Origin of the sequence: Silvibacterium acidisoli (assembly GCA_022870745.1) — a bacterium.
Taxonomy (GTDB): domain Bacteria; phylum Acidobacteriota; class Terriglobia; order Terriglobales; family Acidobacteriaceae; genus Silvibacterium.
Genome location: CP085323.1, coordinates 3,754,791 through 3,770,609, shown reverse-complemented (window position 1 = coordinate 3,770,609; position 15,819 = coordinate 3,754,791). Strand labels below are relative to the sequence as shown.

The window sequence follows — 15,819 nt, the reverse complement described above, 5'->3', positions numbered from 1 at the left end:
AAACTGGTGCGGGTTTCAAGGAGAATTTTGCCAGCGATGTGGGATGGATTTTGTGGAGATGTGATTCGCCGTGGCAATAAACGTACGGTGATTGTGGCAGGAGTCATCCTGCTGGGTGTTGCTATCTTCTATGCCTGCAATCTGCCGTACTTCACCGGCTTCTTTCTTGGCGGCCACGCGGTAACCGCAGCCGAACTAGCTGCCGCCAAAGGCGCAGGCGACTTCAGGAACTCATTCCTGAAAGTCGGCGGCGGCGAGACGATCGCCGCCGGTCTCGATGAGATCACCAAGGACAAGGAGCATCCTGAAGGATATGTCTCCGCGCGTTTCGCCGTGACGACGATTGGCGGTAAAAATCTGCTCGTTCGCCTCGACCCTCAATACGATCTGTTTCTCGGCGACGGGCAGAAGACATATCCAAGCTTTGAAGTCACCGGTCACGTGAAGCCCCTCACCGATTACCAGAAAGACATGGTCGCCCACGCAGAAGCCCTGGGCGACGCGCCTTACCTGCCCTTTGTGCTCGATGCCTACGAGTACAAGGAGTTCGGCTGGTTCTCGGTAGTTATCACCGGAGGTCTGGCCGTATTCGGAGCATGGCTGCTCGTGCTTTACATGCAACGTACAGGGGACTTCGCCAAGCATCCCTTTGCAAAGCAGCTTGCCCGCCATGGCGAGCTGGCCATGCTGATCCCGCAAGTCGACTCCGAGTGTGCCGGCGCTCATTTCACCGCGCGGCACCGCACCGCAGCCGCGCACATCACGCCGCACTGGTATATCGTGACCACGGCGATGGGCGGTTCAATCTCGCGCCTCGACAGCCTGCAGTGGGTCCATCGCACCGTCATCAAGCGCAAGCTCTACTACTTCATCACCATCGGTAAGACCTACCAGTTGAATACCTACGACAGTTTCGGCAAGAGGATCCTCGCACAGCTCGGCGACGAAAAATCCAACGAGACGATGGCGATGCTGCGCAACGTCGCACCGCAGGCACTATTCGGATACGACAAGCGACTGTTGAAGTTATGGAAGAGCATGAAGAGCCGCGGCCAGTCCACATTCGCTGCCGAAGCACGACAGCTTGTCGGCGACCAGCCGCTGGCCTCCGATGCCATCACTTCAAACCGCTACGCGCGCTACTAGCGGGCAAAGCGGTAACAACTCATTTACAAACCGGAGTTGTTCATGACCTGTTCAGGCACGCTGCACGTCGACTCGAAAGATTTCAAATCCGAAGGCTCGTTCCGGCGCGAGCCCGATTCTCCTGCCGTCTTCCATATAACTTTTTCAAAGCCGTTTCCGCAGCCGCCCAGCATACTGCTCTCACTCACCGGCTTTTCAGGAGGCGGCGAGGCATTCCGCTTCCGATTCGAGCCGATAAACATCACAGAGGCCGGCTTCGATATCCAGCTCTCCGCGCGGCGCAGCTGGATCGATTCTCTGGACATATCATGGCTCGCGATGGAAGGCTGAATTGTCTGTTTAGTACTGCCGGCAGGCCGGGTGCCCCATATCTCGGTTCTGAGATGTGGGGCAGCCGCACCGCCTCCGCGGTCGAAACTGAGCTCTGCGCTCCATCTTCCTCACGCTGCTACCATAGATAGCAAGTCAATAATCGGAGTCAGCCTTGAGCTCTTCTGCAGTCCAGACCGAACGCATCATCTCGCCTGCGCGCAATATTCTTGGCAGCGTTAAGCTGCCCGGCGATAAAAGCATCTCGCACCGCTATGCGCTGTTGAGCGCGCTGGCGAAAGGCACCACGCGCCTCACCAACTTTTCGACCGGCGCCGACTGCGCGTCGAGCCTTGCCTGCTCCGCCGCGCTGGGCGCGACCGTCAAGCATCTTGAAGACGGCACCATCGAGGTCACCGGAACCGGCGAGCTGCGCCAGCCCGAAGGCAATCTCGACTGCGGCAACTCCGGCTCGACCATGCGCATGCTCGCGGGCCTGCTTGCGCCCATGCCCGGAACCTTTACGCTGATCGGCGACGAGTCGCTCAGCCGCCGCCCCATGGAGCGCGTGCGCAAGCCGCTTATGCAGATGGGCGCGCACATTGAGTTGACCGACGGCCACGCTCCCATGACCATTCGCGGAGCGCAGCTCAAGAGCCTCGACTACACCACGCCGATTCCAAGTGCCCAGGTCAAGAGCGCCGTGCTCTTTGCCGGGCTGAACGCTGAAGGCACCACCACTGTGCGCGAAGCCGTGCGCACGCGCGATCACAGCGAGCTGGCCCTGCGCGCCTTCGGAGCCGAAGTCGAGCGCACCATGGAGTCGGTCTCGATCGAGGGCGGCCAGAAGCTGTCTGCGATTGACGCGGCGGTTCCGGGAGACATCTCCTCGGCAGCCTTCTTCCTCTGCGCCGCAGCGCTCTTCCCCGGCTCGAATCTGGTCTTCGACTCGCTGGGCATGAACCCCACACGCGCCACGCTGCTCGATGTGCTCACCGCACTCGGCGCGCACATTGGCGTGTTGAACCTCGAGGAGAAGCACGGCGAGCTGGTTGGCACGGTACAGGTGAACGGCCCGGCTGAAGGAATGACCGGAACCACGGTTTCCGGTGCGCTCGCAGCACAGCTCATCGATGAGCTGCCGGTGCTGGCCGCCATCGGACCCTATACGAAGAACGGCATCCGCATTCGCGACGCGAAAGAACTGCGCGTCAAGGAATCGGATCGCATCGCCCTCGTCGCCCAGAACCTGCGCGCCATGGGCGCCGAGGTCACCGAGTTCGAAGACGGGCTCGACGTTCCCGGAGGACAGAAGCTGCACGCCGCCGAGATCGACTCGGGCGGAGATCACCGCATCGCCATGGCTTTTTCAGTGGCGGCGCTGGGAGCCACAGGGCAAACGGTCATTCGCGGAGCCGAGTCTGCTGCGATTTCGTTCCCCGAATTCTTCGATCTGCTGGATCAGATCGCTGAACGCTAGTTCACCATGTTTAAAGCAAAGCCCGATGTATGACGTCGGGCTTCTGCACGTTGTGGCCCCTAACGTATTGCAGATGTCCGTTTGGTCGACAATTCCAAAGGTTCAATGTCACACTGGCAGCTCGCTAGAGCGCTTTGAGGCTGCGTCCCAATCGATCACTGAGGAAATTCCGAAATGAACTTCGTCGTACTTGATGTTGAAACAGCAAACGCCGATTTGTCGAGTATTTGCCAAGTCGGAATTGCATCTTTTCAAGATGGTTTGCTTGTCAACACTTGGTGTTCGCTAGTAAACCCAGAAGACTACTTCGATGAAGTGTACGTTTCAATCCACGGCATCAATGAAGACCAAGTAGCTACTTCTCCCACCTGGGGGCAAATCCTTCCTGCGATATCTGTCCATCTGACAAACCGTATTGTCGTGTGTCACACGCCGTTCGATAAGACAGCCGTCACACGTGCATGCGAACGTGCCGGCATAGGGTTCTGCGACTGTGTATGGCTTGACTCTGCTCGGGTTACCCGCAGAGCATGGCCTCAGTTTTCTCGATCAGGATACGGGCTTTCAAACGTGGCCAGTCATTTTGGGATCGAATATAAAGCACACGATGCCCTTGAAGATGCTCGGTGCGCCGGAGAAATACTTCTACTTGCCATCTCGGACACAGGCCTGCAACTGGAAGAGTGGCTCATCCGCGTTAAGCAAGGTATTAGTGCCAACGGGCAAAACGGACATAAACAGGCGGGCAATCCGGATGGTGATCTTTACGGAGAGGTAGTCGTCTTTACTGGGGCTCTATCCGTGACGCGCAGCCAAGCGGCCGAGATGGCCGCAACTGCTGGTTGCAATGTCAACGACGGGATAACGAAACATACGACACTTTTGGTCGTCGGCGACCAAGACCTCAGAAAGTTGAATGGGCGAGCTAAGAGCACGAAGCACCTGAAAGCTGAACAGCTAATGGCGAAAGGGCAAAAGATTCGAATCGTTGGTGAAAGTGATTTCAAGTACATGGTGGCTGGTGCCTAATAAGACCAAACTCTAACGACAATTGAGTTCGTCGCGATTTAGTTTTCCGCTCGTTTGAACATACTGTAGCTTCTGCGTTAACGCATCAAGGTTAATCACTATTGCTCGAGTTTGAGAACGTTTGGATAGCTTTTTCAAAGAGCCTTTGAATGTGTTTTTCTTCATCGTTCGCTCTCAAACTTTGGTGACCGCGCCATCGAGATCAATTCACGCTAGTGAATCACACCCAAATCATCGGCGGGCCAGTACACAAAAGCGGCCTTGCCGTAGATCAGGTTCTTATCCACCGGTCCGAAGTCGCGGCTGTCGCTTGAGATGGAGCGATGGTCGCCCATCACGAAGAATGAACCTTTGGGGATGATGATCTCGGGCATCGAGCGTACATCGCGATAACGGCCTGGTACATAAGGCTCGTCAACCTTTTTGCCATTCACGTAAACAGTGCCATCCGCGATACGCAGCGAGTCGCCGGGCAGCGCGATGACGCGCTTGATGTAGCTTTTCTCAATATCGCGGGGATAATGAAACACCACTACGTCGCCGCGCGAGATACCTTCGAAGCGATACACGAACTTGTTGATGAAGAGGCGATCCTGGTCGCGCAGCTGAGGCTGCATCGAGGTGCCTTCCACGCGCACCGGCTGATAGAGGAAGGTGATAATGATGAACGACGCGGCGATCGAAACCAGAACATCGCGCAGCCAGAGGCGCACGAATCCTTTGCCTGCGCTGGTAGGCTGTGGATCGGGCGCGGGAGCGGGCGAGGAAAACCGTTCTTCGGTTGCGTCGTTCATGTCTGGTGCTGTGTATATATTCTAAACGACGCGCGCTACTTCAGGCCGCGCCGCATGCACGGCAACATACCACTTCGGAGGCACCATGGCTACCCCACGAAATCTGATTGGCTTCGTTCCCACCGCCGACGGAGCCCGCGCAAGAGCCTTCTACGAGCAGGTGCTCGGCCTGCATTTTGTAAGCGACGACCAGTTTGCGATTGTCTTTCGGTCCGAGGGCAACATGATCCGCATCGCCAAAATGGAAAGCTTCACGCCTGCCCCCTACACCGTTCTCGGCTGGGAGGTAAGCGATATCGAAGATGAAGTGAAGAGACTGGCAGACAAGGGTGTCGCCTTTGAGCGCTACGCCTTCCTCACGCAGGACGCGAGCAGCATCTGGGAGGCGCCAGGAGGAGCAAAGGTAGCCTGGTTCAAGGATCCCGATGGTAACGTGCTCTCGCTCTCGCAACACCCGTAAGTGTTAGCATGAGCAAACTACGATGACCTTCGTACCTGCTTCCGTTCCCCGGTCGGCCGTCGACGGCGTCACCCGCTTCGCCGCTGCCCGTGCCGTGCTGGAAGAAGCGGTGAGGAACTCCGCCTTTCCAGGTGCCTCGTACGGAGTGCTCGCAGGCAACGAAATCGTGGCGCTCGACAGCGTGGGCCGGTTTACGTACGACGAAGACTCGCCTGTGGTGCTGCCGGGCACGGTCTTCGACCTGGCCAGCGTCACCAAGGTGCTCGCAACCACGTCGATGGCGATGATTCTCCACGACCACCACGTGCTCCATCTTGACGCGCGGCTCGGCGATATTCTGCCCGGCTTCGTGATCGGCATGGCTCCGGGCTCGGGCAAGCACCATGTGACTCTGCGCATGCTGCTTGCGCACTCTTCAGGGCTGCCCGGATACGCGCGGCTCTTCGAGCACCATCCGACACCGGAAGGCATGATCCGCGCGGTACTTCAATTGCCTCTTGAAGCGGCCCCAGGCACTCGCGCCGAGTATTCCGATATAGGCTTCATTCTGCTCGGCAAGGCTCTTGAAGTTCTGGCTGGGGATTTCATCGCACGCCTCTTCCGCATGAAGATTGCCGAACCGCTCGGATTGAGAACCGCGCGCTACTGCCCTCCCAATAACTGGCGCACGCACATCGCTCCTACGGAGCACGATATGAAGTGGCGGCATCGCATTCTGCAGGGCGAAGTGCAGGATGAAAACTGCTGGGCGCTCGGCGGAGCGAGTGGACACGCGGGAGTCTTTGCCGACGCCCTCGACCTGCTGCGCTTTGCGCAATGCATTCTCAACGGTGGCAAGGCGGAAAGCGGCAGGCAGATCTTCTCGCCCGAAACTATTCAGCTCTTCGCACAACGAGAGAAAAATCCTTCCGGCACCACGCGTGCCCTGGGATGGGACACACCGAGCCGGCCGGAATCCTCTTCCGGACAGTATTTCAGTGATCACTCGATAGGACACCTGGGGTATGCAGGCACGTCCTTGTGGATCGATCGCGAAAAAAATATCGCAGCCGTGCTGTTGACGAACCGCACCTGGCCGGATCGCGTAAATCAGGCAATTAAAGAGGTTCGTCCTGCTTTTTATAACGCGGTAATGAAAGCCCTTTTTTAACCGAAAATAAGCATCTAAATAAGTGGAATTAAGTTAAGAATTCTCATGCCAGAGCGCTTTTACTGGCGTTAGAATGGGGCAGCACACGTTCGGGAAGTCATCGAAAATTATGGCCACTATGACGCAACCGCAGACGGAGACGAAGGCAGGCAGCAATCACCACAAGACCAGCGATCCGATTTCAAATCTGCACAATCTCATTACGGAAAGCCCCAACGACGCAAGCCAGGGACTCGATACAAAATCCGCTTTAGAAATTGCCCGCATCATCAACCAGGAAGACGCAAAGGTTGCCGCGGCGGTCAAAAAAGCGTTACCCGAAATTGCCCAGGTGATCGATTCGGTCGCGCGAAGTCTGCGCGAGGGCGGACGCCTGATCTATATCGGCGCAGGATCGAGCGGCCGCATTGCATCTCTCGATGCATGCGAATGCCCGCCCTACTTCTCTACCTCATCCCAGACCGTGCAGTACATCATGGCAGGAGGCCCCAAGGCTCTGGCTTCTCCGGTCGAGGTGAATGAGGACTCCGAGGAACTGGGACAACGCGACATCGCCCGCCGGCGACCGACGCGCAAGGACATGGTTATCGGTCTGTCGGCCAGCGGACGAACGCCTTATGTTGTGGCAGCAGTCGCTTATGCGCGCGCCCGCGGAGCCAAAACAGCATGCATCACCTGCAACCTGGGGGCGCCGCTGGCTGAGGCCGCCGATATTGCCATCGTCGCGGATGTGGGACCCGAAGTGGTATCCGGCTCGACACGCATGAAGGCAGCCACCGCTCAGAAGATGATCACGAACATGATCACCACAGGCGCGATGACGCGGCTCGGCTACGTGTACGAAAACCTGATGGTCAACGTGCACATGCAGAACTCGAAACTGGTGGAGCGCGGCATCGGTATCCTCATCCGGGCCTGCAACATCAGCCGCGAGAAGGCCGTCGAGGTAATCAAATCCGCAGGCCGCAGCGTACCGGTCGCACTGGTCATGCTCAAAGCCAGCGTCGACAAGCCGGAAGCAGTTCGCCGGCTGACCCGTTCGGGCGGGAATGTCCGCCTTGCAATTGAAGACACCGCTGTAGATATTTAGCGTTTTCCTAATTCATAGCCTCACCGACCTCGTTATAACAATCATTAAAATATAATGACTGTTATAACGAGGTCTTTCCATGCCCACCACCGTAAAAGTCACCACCATCGGCAGCTCCGCCGGGATCGTGCTTCCCAGGGAAGTTCTGAGCAAGCTCAACGTCCAGAAGGGCGATTCGCTCTACCTGACCGAAACGCCTGAGGGCTTCAAGTTGACGCCTTACAACGATCAGTTTGACGCCACTGTGAAGGTTGCGCAGGACGTGATGCGCCGTTACCGCGACACGCTCAAGAAGCTGGCTGAATGACAATGCTCTACTGGCTCACGAAAGAAGAGATTCTTGCCATTCACGGTATGCAGCTTGCGATCTTCGGGGGAGCATATGGCCTGAGAGATGAGGGGTTATTGGAGTCCGCGCTCGCTCGGGCTCGAAACATAGCGAATTACGCGGAGACTGTGCCCTCACTCGCGACGCTTGCAGCTGCCTACGGATCGGGGATTGTCCAGAATCATCCTTTCGTCGATGGCAACAAGCGTGCCGGCCTTATGGCTGCTGCCGGCCTGATGGCTGCTTTTGTCTTCATCGAGCGGAATGGCTACCAGGTAACGGCTACCCAGGAAGAAGCGTACTTCGCCTTCTACGACCTGGCTGCGGGCAGGCTTTCCGAAGACGGCCTGGCGCAGTGGCTGGCGGCGAACAGCTCGCCGGTATCGACGTAGCTTCCCGATGACGGGGCTGGCGGCTTCTCCACCGGCGAGGCGGTTACACTAAATCTTCAGACCGCAATCGGCTGACGGGACGTTTTCATGGATAAATTCGTTATTCGCGGCGGCAATCCGCTGCTCGGCACCATTCGCGTAAGCGGCGCAAAGAACTCGGCACTTCCTTGCATGGCTGCGGCCATCCTTACCGAGGACGAGGTGATCCTCGAAAACATTCCTCAGGTGCGCGATATCGAAACTGAGCGCAGGCTGCTGGTCTCGATGGGCGCCGAGGTCGAACTCGGCTATGGACGGGCGCAGCATCGCACCACCATCAGCTGCCGCCTGCTTTCCGATCCCGTGGCCAAATACGAGATCGTAAAGACCATGCGTGCTTCGTCGCTGGTGCTCGGTCCGCTCATCGCCCGCACCGGTATGGCCCGCGTCGCCATGCCCGGCGGCTGTGCCATTGGCGGCCGCCCCATCGACCTGCACATCAAGGGTCTTGAAACGATGGGTGCAACTATCAGCTACGAGCATGGATATATCGAAGCGCGCGCGGAACGCCTGAAGGGCGCGCACATCAACTTCGACAAGATCACCGTGACCGGCACGGAGGACCTGCTGATGGCCGCGGTGCTCGCCGAGGGCGAGACAGTCCTCGAGAACTGCGCACGCGAGCCGGAAGTGACCGATCTCGCGGCTCTGCTGACCGCCATGGGCGCGAAGATCGAAGGCGCAGGCACCTCGACGATTCGGGTACAGGGCGTCCATAAGCTGCACGGTGCGCGTCACCGCATCAACCCTGACCGTATCGAGGCAGGAACTTTCCTGGTTGCCGGCGCCATTACAGGCGGCGATCTCTGCGTGGCCGGTTGCAACCCGGCGCACCTCGGCGCGGTCATCAGCAAGGTCGAAGAGTGCGGCGCGCGCGTCGACATCATCGGTAAGGAATCGATCCGTGTGCGCAGCGAAGGCAACCTGAAGGCAGCCGACATCACCACCGAAGAATACCCCGGCTTCCCCACTGATATGCAGGCGCAGTACATGGCGCTGGCAACGCAGTGCGAAGGCACCTCGGTGGTAGTCGAAAACATCTTTGAGAATCGCTTCATGCACGTGCAGGAGCTGGCACGCATGGGCGCAAACATCAAGGTCGACGGACGCACGGCGACGGTACGCGGCAAGTCTCAATTGTCAGCCGCCGCAGTCATGTGCTCAGACCTTCGCGCTTCGGCTTCGCTGGTGCTGGCCGCTCTGGTTGCCGATGGCGAATCGATCCTCGACCGCGTGTACCACATGGATCGCGGCTACGAGCACATCGAAGAAAAGCTGCGCGGCGTAGGTGCGCAGGTTCGCCGCATGGGCAACGTCTTCGCCGAAAAGGAAGCGACCGTCGAGGTATAAGTTCTTAATGGCGCGGGCCGGCTTTCATCGCATCCTAAGCCTGAGGAGCGGTTATGAGCGAACATACATTACGGGAACAACTGCTGGAGCTGTTGGGTGGCGGCACCGCCCACATCAAGCTCGCTGACGTCGTCGACAATTTCCCTTTCGAACTGCTGGGCAAAAAGCCGAAAGGCGCGCCTCATACTGCCTGGCAGCTTACCGAGCACATGCGCTTCACGGTCAACGACCTGCTGGTCTTCTCAACCGACTCGAAATACAAAGCACCCAAGTGGCCGGATAGCTACTGGCCGAAGGAAGAGGCTCCTGCCTCGAAAGAAGCATGGGAGGAGTGCGTGAAGGGTCTGAAAGAGGACTTTCACGCCTTCGAAAAGCTGGTCAAGGATCCGAGATCGAACCTCTTTTCCAGGATTCCCTGGGGAGATGGCCAGACCCTGTTGCGAGAGGTACTGCTGGCCTGCACGCACACCAGCTATCACCTGGGCGAACTGGTCTTTCTGAAAAAGGAACTCGGCGCCTGGGAATAAAGAACCGGCTCGGCACGAAAGCAGGAGAAACACTGTCCTGATCGTTCACTTACTAAGGCCCTGCGGCTGCTGCGTTACGCATCGATCGCAGGGCATCTGCTATCTGCTGAACGACACCCTGCCATTCTCCCGGCGTTGCCTGCCGAAAAAGCCTGACCGAGCCGTACCACGGCGTATCGAGCCGCTCCTCCATCCATCGCCAGTCGGCGAGGTGCGCAAGCAGCAGAAATGTGGGCTTGTTCATTGCCCCTGCCAGATGAGCGATAGAGGTATCGATGCTTACCACAGCATCGAGTGTGGCAATGAGCGCAGCTGTCTCGGCCATGCTCTTATGGGTTGCCGAGGCGTCCAGCAAAGACCAGCGGTCCGCAAGCGGAGCGATCTGCTGCGTTGCCGTGCCCTTTTGCAGCGAGAACAGCGACAGACCTTCGACTTCTCCCAGAGGAAGCAACACATCGAGCGAAACGGAACGCTGAAAGTCCGATTTATATTTCGGATTTCCCGCCCATGCGAGACCGACGCGCAGCCCTTTCCCTCCATAACGCCGCTGCGCTTCTTCGATCTCGCACGCTGCGGGCGCGAGGTAACCGCTTGCGGCTGGAATGGTCGCAATGCCGGTTGCCAGCAGATAGGGCAGGCTCATCAAGGGGCAATGCAGGTCGAATGGCGGCAGAGTTTGGCCGCGAGAAAAAATCGCGCTGACTCCCTCCAGCCCGGCCAGCAGCTTCACCAGCGGAGGTTGCGTCTCCAGGATGACCTTGCCGCCCATGGCCGCGACGGCTGGAACGAAGCGGGCGAATTGAATCGTGTCGCCGATGCCCTGTTCCGCGTGTAACAGGATGGTGCGCCCGGCAAGCGGGTCGCCCTGCCACATGGGCTGAGAGAAATCGCGGCGCCGCATACGGAGTTCGTCGAAGTCCCACCGCGACTCATAGTTTCCCCAGCCTTCGTGAAACTCTCCTTCGCGCAATTGCGCAAGCGCGAGGTTGTAGCGTGCGCCGGGCGATGCGGGATCGAGCTTCAGCCCCGATTCGTAACAGGCCCGCGCGTCGGCCAGCCTGCCCATGGCCAGCAGAGAGTTGCCGAGATTGACCGACGCGCGGGCGTAGCCGGGCTCGAGCGCCAGCGCCCGGCAATAAGCGTGCGCTGCCTCTTCACTCTTTCGCTGCTGGTAGAGCACATTGCCCAGGCTGTTCCACGGCTCGGCCCTGCGCGGCCTGAGTGCGATGGCCTGGTGAAAGCAGGCTTCAGCCGCTGCCAGGCGATCTGTCTTTGCCAGCGCACAACCCAATCCATGCCTTGCGGTGTAGCAGCGCGGGTCGAGCCGAAGAGCATGCAGGAAGACGAGCATTGCATCGATGGTCCGGCGCTGCTTGAGCAGTGTGCTTCCCAGGTTGGCTGCCGTCCAGGCACAGCCGGGCCGCTGTTGTAAGGCCTGCCTGTATTCGGCCTCGGCGGCGGCGAAGTCTCCTTGTTCAAAGAGAAATCCGGCAAGGCAGACTCGCGCCGGCGATCCCGAGGGGGAAAGAGCGATGGCATTACGGTAGCTGCGAATGGTATTGGGAACGTCTCCGGACGAACCGAAGGCATGGCCGAGATTCAGGTGATAGTGCGCAGCCTGTGGCTTCAATCGCACGGCGGCCTGTGTCAGCGCGATTGCCTGCTTAGGGTGCTTTGACTGGCGTGCGACGATCCCGAGCAGCAGCAGCGCATCGGCGTCGACCGGGTCCGCCCGCAAGAGCTGGCGGTATGCCTCCGCAGCTTCGAGGAGCCGTCCTGCGCGGTGATGCCGCAGCGCTTCTTCGAGCCGCGCCGGACTTGTCGATGATGCAGGGAGAACCACCCCATCAGGCTAGAGCGAGAAAGGGCGGGCACAACGAGAGTTCCTTAGTGAAAGGCACCGGCTGATTCCGTTTTGACACGTTGTCCCAAAACGGACCCGTGAGAACGGCTTCCTAGCGCCAGCTCACGGCGAGTTGCCAGCGTAGATTTTTGGTCGCGGTCTTCTCGAGCACTCGTTCGTATTCGGCGAGCTCTTCGATCACCTCGCCGGTCTCGGAACCGAGCGTCGTGGGTTCACTTTTCAGATAGGCGGCCAGGGCGCAGATGGAGACGAGCCCGTCTTCGGGCGAGAACCACTGCGGAGGCGGCAAAGTCTTTGCCCACTCCGGATCGCCGGCCCCTTCCTCAAGCAGCAGCGCCATCGAATTCTGGTCTGCGGAAAAGAACTCGAGCAATGGTTTGACGCCGATGCGGGCCGCAAGTTTTTCGAGGGCATCCTCGTTGCGAGCCAGCGCATGACCGTTTACGAAGATGTCGTACCCCGGATCCTCGCCTTCAACGACGATGTACATGGACGCGCTCATGCCCGTGTGGTCCTCACTGAGTTACTTTTGATCGTAATGCGGGTGAGATGCGCCGCGCTCGGGAAAAGTAGCACTTGTTATCTCAAGAGTTAATGAGCCGGAGCCATTGCGGCTGCGAAAAAGCCACAGGATTGCTGCCAGGGTAAGCGCTGCCCCGGCGTACATCTCGCTGGAGGGCCGTCCGTGGAAGGCGATCGCAGACTCCACGACCGAGACCAGGATCGCAACCCACTGGACCGAAGCGGCCTGCCAGCTTTCCACACGCAGCAACAGCCAGTAGTAGATCGCCATGCCCAGCGACTGAACAAGTAAAGCCGTAGCGACAATCATGGGGAGCGCGAGGGCGGAAAACGAAGTGTGCGGGTCATGCGGAGCCAGAAGGCCGTATGAGCCCGCAATGGCTGCCGCAGTCAAAAACTGTACAGCGAGAGATGCGGGAATCTCCCGGGTCGAGAGACGGCGGCGGGCGTAGATCAGGGCGAATGTATTCCAGAACAAAGAAAGCAGAATCAACAGGATGCCGGCGATTCCTGAAGAAGAAATTGAGAGCCCCTGCGAGAGCATCAGGGCAACTCCGCCGACTCCTGCTACGAGGATCGGAATCCTGGATGCGTCTTCTCCCGAGGCCAGCAGCGTGAGGAGCGGAAGCATGGCCCCGATTACGGCAACGATGGACGACGAAACATAGTTGGCAGCGAGCAGATTCAATATCCAGGGGAAACCGATCATTGCGGCGCCGAGGATGGCCGAGGGAACGATCCTGGTTCTTTGGCGCTTGACCGCGAAGACGATGGCGGGCGGCACTGCGGCGAGGCAAAAGATCAGAGCCCCGACCCACGGGCTCTGGAACGACGAGGCCAGCAGCCAGGAACTTCCCCAGAGGAGTCCGACGGAAAGATAGGCCGTGGGTATTCGCCAGCGCATAAGTTGAGATTACGGGAGATCAGGACTTTTATCTTCGCGGTCGAAGCGCTTGTCTCCGGCACGACGCCCAGAATCCTGCTCCGCTCTTCCCTTCGCTGCCGGTGCAATGCACCGGCTTCTTTCAGGGAGCGAAGATGCAGATTCCTCACTTCGTTCGTGATGACAAAGTGCAGTGGCTGGCAGGGCTCTGCGAATCAGGCTGGCCGCGCGAGAACTTTCCTGCTCAGCCATCTGCGTACCGGCTCGTCATACAGCTTGAGGCAGGCGTAGGCGAGGATGAGGGCGGTGACGATCGTCAGCGCTCCGACTTCTGCGGAACGGATGGGGGTGGGGTGCGTGTCGATTACCCACTCCGTGTAGATGTAGATCAGCGGATAGTGCGTGATGTAAAGCGGGTAGGAGAGATCGCCGAAGAACTTTGCGACGCGGATAGACAGGCCCTCGACACGGCGCTCCCCTGCACCGATGGCGACGATGATCGGAAACAGAATGATGATGCAGGCGGCTTCGTAGAGGCCGTTCATCCAGAGATGCTGTGCTCCTCCGAAGCGGGGCAGCGAGAGCGAAATGATGAGCAGCAGGCTGCACCATGCGAAGGCGTTCCTGATGTGAATGCACTTGCCCAGCCGCTGGAGAAGGATGCCGGCGAAGAATGGGAAGAGCAGGCGGGCGAAGCCGATGTGGAGCTGCGTGGGATCGACCGACCAGCCTCCGATCACATCTCCCTGCGGCCCGAAGATGGTGTACTGCGCGAGGAAGATGGCTGCCACAAATACGACGAAGCCGAGAGCGCGATTCGACAGCTTGCGTACGCCCATGGCGTAGAAGATGTTGGCCACGTACTCGAAGAAGAGCGACCATGCCGGGCCATCGAGCGGATGCATCTCGGCCCAGCCGCGGATATCCATCGACGGCGTGATGGGAATGAGCGTGCAACCGATGAGCATGACGAGCAGCATCTTCGATACGGGCGTGTGCGCAATGAGTGGAAAGGCATTTCCCTTCGCGAAATAAAAGAGCGCGGCGCCGATGAGGCTTCCTATAATGACCATCGGCTGCAGGCGCACCAGGCGGCGCTTGTAGAACTCCCACTGGGACATGCGTCCCCAGCGATCGTCATAGGCATAGGAGATGACAAAGCCTGAAAGCAGGAAGAAGAAATCGACGGCGAGATAGCCGTGATTCATGATCTGCAGGAAGCGGTTGCCGCCGTTGTTCGGTTCGAAGGTGTGGAAGATGATCACCATCAGCGATGCGACGCCGCGGAGTCCATCGAGGATGACGTAGTGATTTTTAGCTGGAGGGCCTGGAGGGGTCGTGGGTGGCATGGTCTGTGTCTTCCCCGCGATTCTACCCTCTTGCGAGGAATATCCGGGCCGCGCTCGCGGTGATTTGAATCGGCTTATAGTGAATATGAGAAGCTTCTCCAGAAAAAGGGAACGGAAAAGGAAACGATGAAGATCGCAGCCAACGTTACGGAACTGATCGGGAATACGCCTCTTGTGCAGCTCAACCACATCACCAAGGGCGCTCACGCACAGGTGGTGGCCAAGCTGGAGAGTGCAAATCCGGGAGCGAGCGTGAAGGACCGCATCGGGTTTGCCATGATCGACGCGGCCGAGCGCGAGGGCAAGATCAAGCCGGGCCATACCGTGCTGATCGAGCCGACCAGCGGCAACACCGGCATCGGGCTGGCGCTGGTGGCCGCGGTGAAGGGCTACAAGCTCATCCTGACCATGCCGGAGACGATGAGCCTGGAGCGCCGCATCCTGCTGCTTGCCTATGGCGCGGAGATTGTGCTGACGCCCGGCCCGAACGGCATGAGCGGAGCGATTGCGAAGGCCAAGCAGATCCTGGAAGAGACTCCGAACGGGTACATCCTGCAGCAGTTCGAAAACCCGGCCAACCCGGCAATTCACCTTGCGACGACCGGGCCGGAGATATGGCAGGATACGGACGGCAAGGTGGATTTCCTCATCTCCGGCATTGGCACGGGTGGAACACTGACCGGCGTCGCCGAATACATCAAGGAGCGGAAGCCGAGCTTCAAGGCGATTGCGGTCGAGCCGGTGGATAGCCCGGTGCTCTCCGGCGGCAAGCCTGGGCCGCACAAGATTCAGGGAATCGGTGCGGGCTTTGTTCCGAAGATTCTGCGCACCGATCTCATCGACGAAGTGCTGCAGGTATCGAACGACGAGGCGATCGCCATGGCGAGACGCCTGCCGCTTGAAGAAGGACTGCTCGTAGGCATTTCGTCGGGCGCGGCTATCCATGCAGCCCTGCAGGTGGCGCAGCGGCCAGAGAATGCCGGCAAGCTGATCGTAGCCATTCTGCCGAGCTTCGGCGAGCGCTACCTGTCGACGGTACTCTTTGAGAATCTCCGCACGCAGGCCCAGCAGATGACGGCGACACCGCTCGAGAAGGCGTAGGGCCGC

17 protein-coding genes are annotated in these 15,819 nt (G+C 59.0%); 12 read left to right on the top strand and 5 right to left on the bottom strand.

Translation table 11 applies throughout. The annotated features are described in order from the left end of the window. The first annotated feature begins 36 nt into the window (after window positions 1-36). The 4 genes from LJD29_RS15775 to LJD29_RS15760 all read left to right on the top strand — a co-directional run bounded on the left by LJD29_RS15775 (window position 37) and on the right by LJD29_RS15760 (window position 3,964). Window positions 37-1,146 carry a DUF6709 family protein gene (locus LJD29_RS15775; protein ID WP_446742510.1) on the top strand — a complete coding sequence of 370 codons (1,110 nt, stop codon included), beginning with the start codon at window positions 37-39 and terminating at the stop codon, window positions 1,144-1,146. Between the two features lie 42 nt (window positions 1,147-1,188). Next, a complete protein-coding gene (locus LJD29_RS15770; RefSeq protein ID WP_446742509.1) occupies window positions 1,189-1,476 on the top strand; it encodes an H-type lectin domain-containing protein in 288 nt (95 codons plus the stop codon). 154 nt (window positions 1,477-1,630) lie between these two features. Further along, complete coding sequence (gene aroA, locus LJD29_RS15765; RefSeq protein WP_446742508.1) at window positions 1,631-2,935, top strand: 3-phosphoshikimate 1-carboxyvinyltransferase; 1,305 nt, start codon at window positions 1,631-1,633, stop codon at window positions 2,933-2,935. A 174-nt stretch (window positions 2,936-3,109) separates the two neighbouring features. After that, complete coding sequence (locus tag LJD29_RS15760) at window positions 3,110-3,964, top strand: exonuclease domain-containing protein (RefSeq protein ID WP_446742507.1); 855 nt, start codon at window positions 3,110-3,112, stop codon at window positions 3,962-3,964. 212 nt (window positions 3,965-4,176) lie between these two features. Here the strand turns inward: LJD29_RS15760 and lepB are convergent, their stop codons facing one another. Continuing rightward, window positions 4,177-4,758, bottom strand: coding sequence for a signal peptidase I (lepB, locus tag LJD29_RS15755; RefSeq protein WP_446742506.1), 582 nt, complete (start codon window positions 4,756-4,758; stop codon window positions 4,177-4,179). 85 nt (window positions 4,759-4,843) lie between these two features. Between lepB and LJD29_RS15750 the strand changes: the two genes are divergently transcribed. From LJD29_RS15750 to LJD29_RS15720, 7 genes are all read left to right on the top strand, one after another. Continuing rightward, complete coding sequence (locus LJD29_RS15750; RefSeq protein WP_446742505.1) at window positions 4,844-5,218, top strand: VOC family protein; 375 nt, start codon at window positions 4,844-4,846, stop codon at window positions 5,216-5,218. Between the two features lie 22 nt (window positions 5,219-5,240). Then, entirely contained in the window at window positions 5,241-6,368 is a 1,128-nt protein-coding gene (locus LJD29_RS15745) for a serine hydrolase domain-containing protein (protein WP_446742504.1), read from the top strand. 109 nt (window positions 6,369-6,477) lie between these two features. Further along, entirely contained in the window at window positions 6,478-7,458 is a 981-nt protein-coding gene (murQ, locus tag LJD29_RS15740) for an N-acetylmuramic acid 6-phosphate etherase (RefSeq protein WP_446742503.1), read from the top strand. A gap of 79 nt (window positions 7,459-7,537) precedes the next feature. After that, on the top strand, window positions 7,538-7,765 hold the full coding sequence (locus LJD29_RS15735; protein ID WP_446742502.1) for an AbrB/MazE/SpoVT family DNA-binding domain-containing protein: 228 nt from the start codon (window positions 7,538-7,540) through the stop codon (window positions 7,763-7,765). Continuing rightward, a complete protein-coding gene (locus LJD29_RS15730) occupies window positions 7,762-8,178 on the top strand; it encodes a type II toxin-antitoxin system death-on-curing family toxin (RefSeq protein ID WP_446742501.1) in 417 nt (138 codons plus the stop codon). Before LJD29_RS15735 ends, LJD29_RS15730 begins: the two co-directional genes overlap by 4 nt. Before the next feature lie 87 nt (window positions 8,179-8,265). After that, window positions 8,266-9,567 carry a UDP-N-acetylglucosamine 1-carboxyvinyltransferase gene (murA, locus tag LJD29_RS15725; protein ID WP_446742500.1) on the top strand — a complete coding sequence of 434 codons (1,302 nt, stop codon included), beginning with the start codon at window positions 8,266-8,268 and terminating at the stop codon, window positions 9,565-9,567. A 53-nt stretch (window positions 9,568-9,620) separates the two neighbouring features. Next, window positions 9,621-10,094, top strand: coding sequence for a DinB family protein (locus tag LJD29_RS15720; protein WP_446742499.1), 474 nt, complete (start codon window positions 9,621-9,623; stop codon window positions 10,092-10,094). A gap of 52 nt (window positions 10,095-10,146) precedes the next feature. Here LJD29_RS15720 and LJD29_RS15715 read toward each other — a convergent pair whose 3' ends face one another. The 4 genes from LJD29_RS15715 to LJD29_RS15700 all read right to left on the bottom strand — a co-directional run bounded on the left by LJD29_RS15715 (window position 10,147) and on the right by LJD29_RS15700 (window position 14,712). After that, entirely contained in the window at window positions 10,147-11,937 is a 1,791-nt protein-coding gene (locus LJD29_RS15715) for a tetratricopeptide repeat protein (RefSeq protein ID WP_446742498.1), read from the bottom strand. 112 nt (window positions 11,938-12,049) lie between these two features. After that, window positions 12,050-12,460, bottom strand: a complete 411-nt coding sequence (locus LJD29_RS15710) for a hypothetical protein (RefSeq protein ID WP_446742497.1) — start codon at window positions 12,458-12,460, stop codon at window positions 12,050-12,052. Window positions 12,461-12,481: 21 nt separating this feature from the next. Then, window positions 12,482-13,384 (bottom strand): DMT family transporter, encoded by a 903-nt coding sequence (locus LJD29_RS15705; protein ID WP_446742496.1) that lies wholly within the window; start codon window positions 13,382-13,384, stop codon window positions 12,482-12,484. A gap of 194 nt (window positions 13,385-13,578) precedes the next feature. After that, window positions 13,579-14,712 carry an acyltransferase family protein gene (locus LJD29_RS15700; protein WP_446742495.1) on the bottom strand — a complete coding sequence of 378 codons (1,134 nt, stop codon included), beginning with the start codon at window positions 14,710-14,712 and terminating at the stop codon, window positions 13,579-13,581. 126 nt (window positions 14,713-14,838) lie between these two features. On the opposite strand from LJD29_RS15700, the gene cysK reads away from it, so the two are divergent. Next, the gene (gene cysK / locus LJD29_RS15695) at window positions 14,839-15,813 is read left to right on the top strand and encodes a cysteine synthase A (protein WP_446742494.1); all 975 of its coding nucleotides are present in this window, start codon (window positions 14,839-14,841) and stop codon (window positions 15,811-15,813) included. Window positions 15,814-15,819 lie beyond the last annotated feature (6 nt).

Coding starts and splice junctions, on each gene's coding strand:
- lepB (WP_446742506.1), bottom strand. CDS start 4,758: ATGAACGACGCAACCGAAGAACGGTTTTCCTCGCCCGCTCCCGCGCCC.
- LJD29_RS15700 (WP_446742495.1), bottom strand. CDS start 14,712: ATGCCACCCACGACCCCTCCAGGCCCTCCAGCTAAAAATCACTACGTC.
- LJD29_RS15705 (WP_446742496.1), bottom strand. CDS start 13,384: ATGCGCTGGCGAATACCCACGGCCTATCTTTCCGTCGGACTCCTCTGG.
- murA (WP_446742500.1), top strand. CDS start 8,266: ATGGATAAATTCGTTATTCGCGGCGGCAATCCGCTGCTCGGCACCATT.
- LJD29_RS15775 (WP_446742510.1), top strand. CDS start 37: ATGTGGGATGGATTTTGTGGAGATGTGATTCGCCGTGGCAATAAACGT.
- LJD29_RS15710 (WP_446742497.1), bottom strand. CDS start 12,460: ATGAGCGCGTCCATGTACATCGTCGTTGAAGGCGAGGATCCGGGGTAC.
- LJD29_RS15770 (WP_446742509.1), top strand. CDS start 1,189: ATGACCTGTTCAGGCACGCTGCACGTCGACTCGAAAGATTTCAAATCC.
- LJD29_RS15735 (WP_446742502.1), top strand. CDS start 7,538: ATGCCCACCACCGTAAAAGTCACCACCATCGGCAGCTCCGCCGGGATC.
- cysK (WP_446742494.1), top strand. CDS start 14,839: ATGAAGATCGCAGCCAACGTTACGGAACTGATCGGGAATACGCCTCTT.
- LJD29_RS15745 (WP_446742504.1), top strand. CDS start 5,241: ATGACCTTCGTACCTGCTTCCGTTCCCCGGTCGGCCGTCGACGGCGTC.
- LJD29_RS15720 (WP_446742499.1), top strand. CDS start 9,621: ATGAGCGAACATACATTACGGGAACAACTGCTGGAGCTGTTGGGTGGC.
- murQ (WP_446742503.1), top strand. CDS start 6,478: ATGGCCACTATGACGCAACCGCAGACGGAGACGAAGGCAGGCAGCAAT.
- LJD29_RS15730 (WP_446742501.1), top strand. CDS start 7,762: ATGACAATGCTCTACTGGCTCACGAAAGAAGAGATTCTTGCCATTCAC.
- LJD29_RS15750 (WP_446742505.1), top strand. CDS start 4,844: ATGGCTACCCCACGAAATCTGATTGGCTTCGTTCCCACCGCCGACGGA.
- LJD29_RS15760 (WP_446742507.1), top strand. CDS start 3,110: ATGAACTTCGTCGTACTTGATGTTGAAACAGCAAACGCCGATTTGTCG.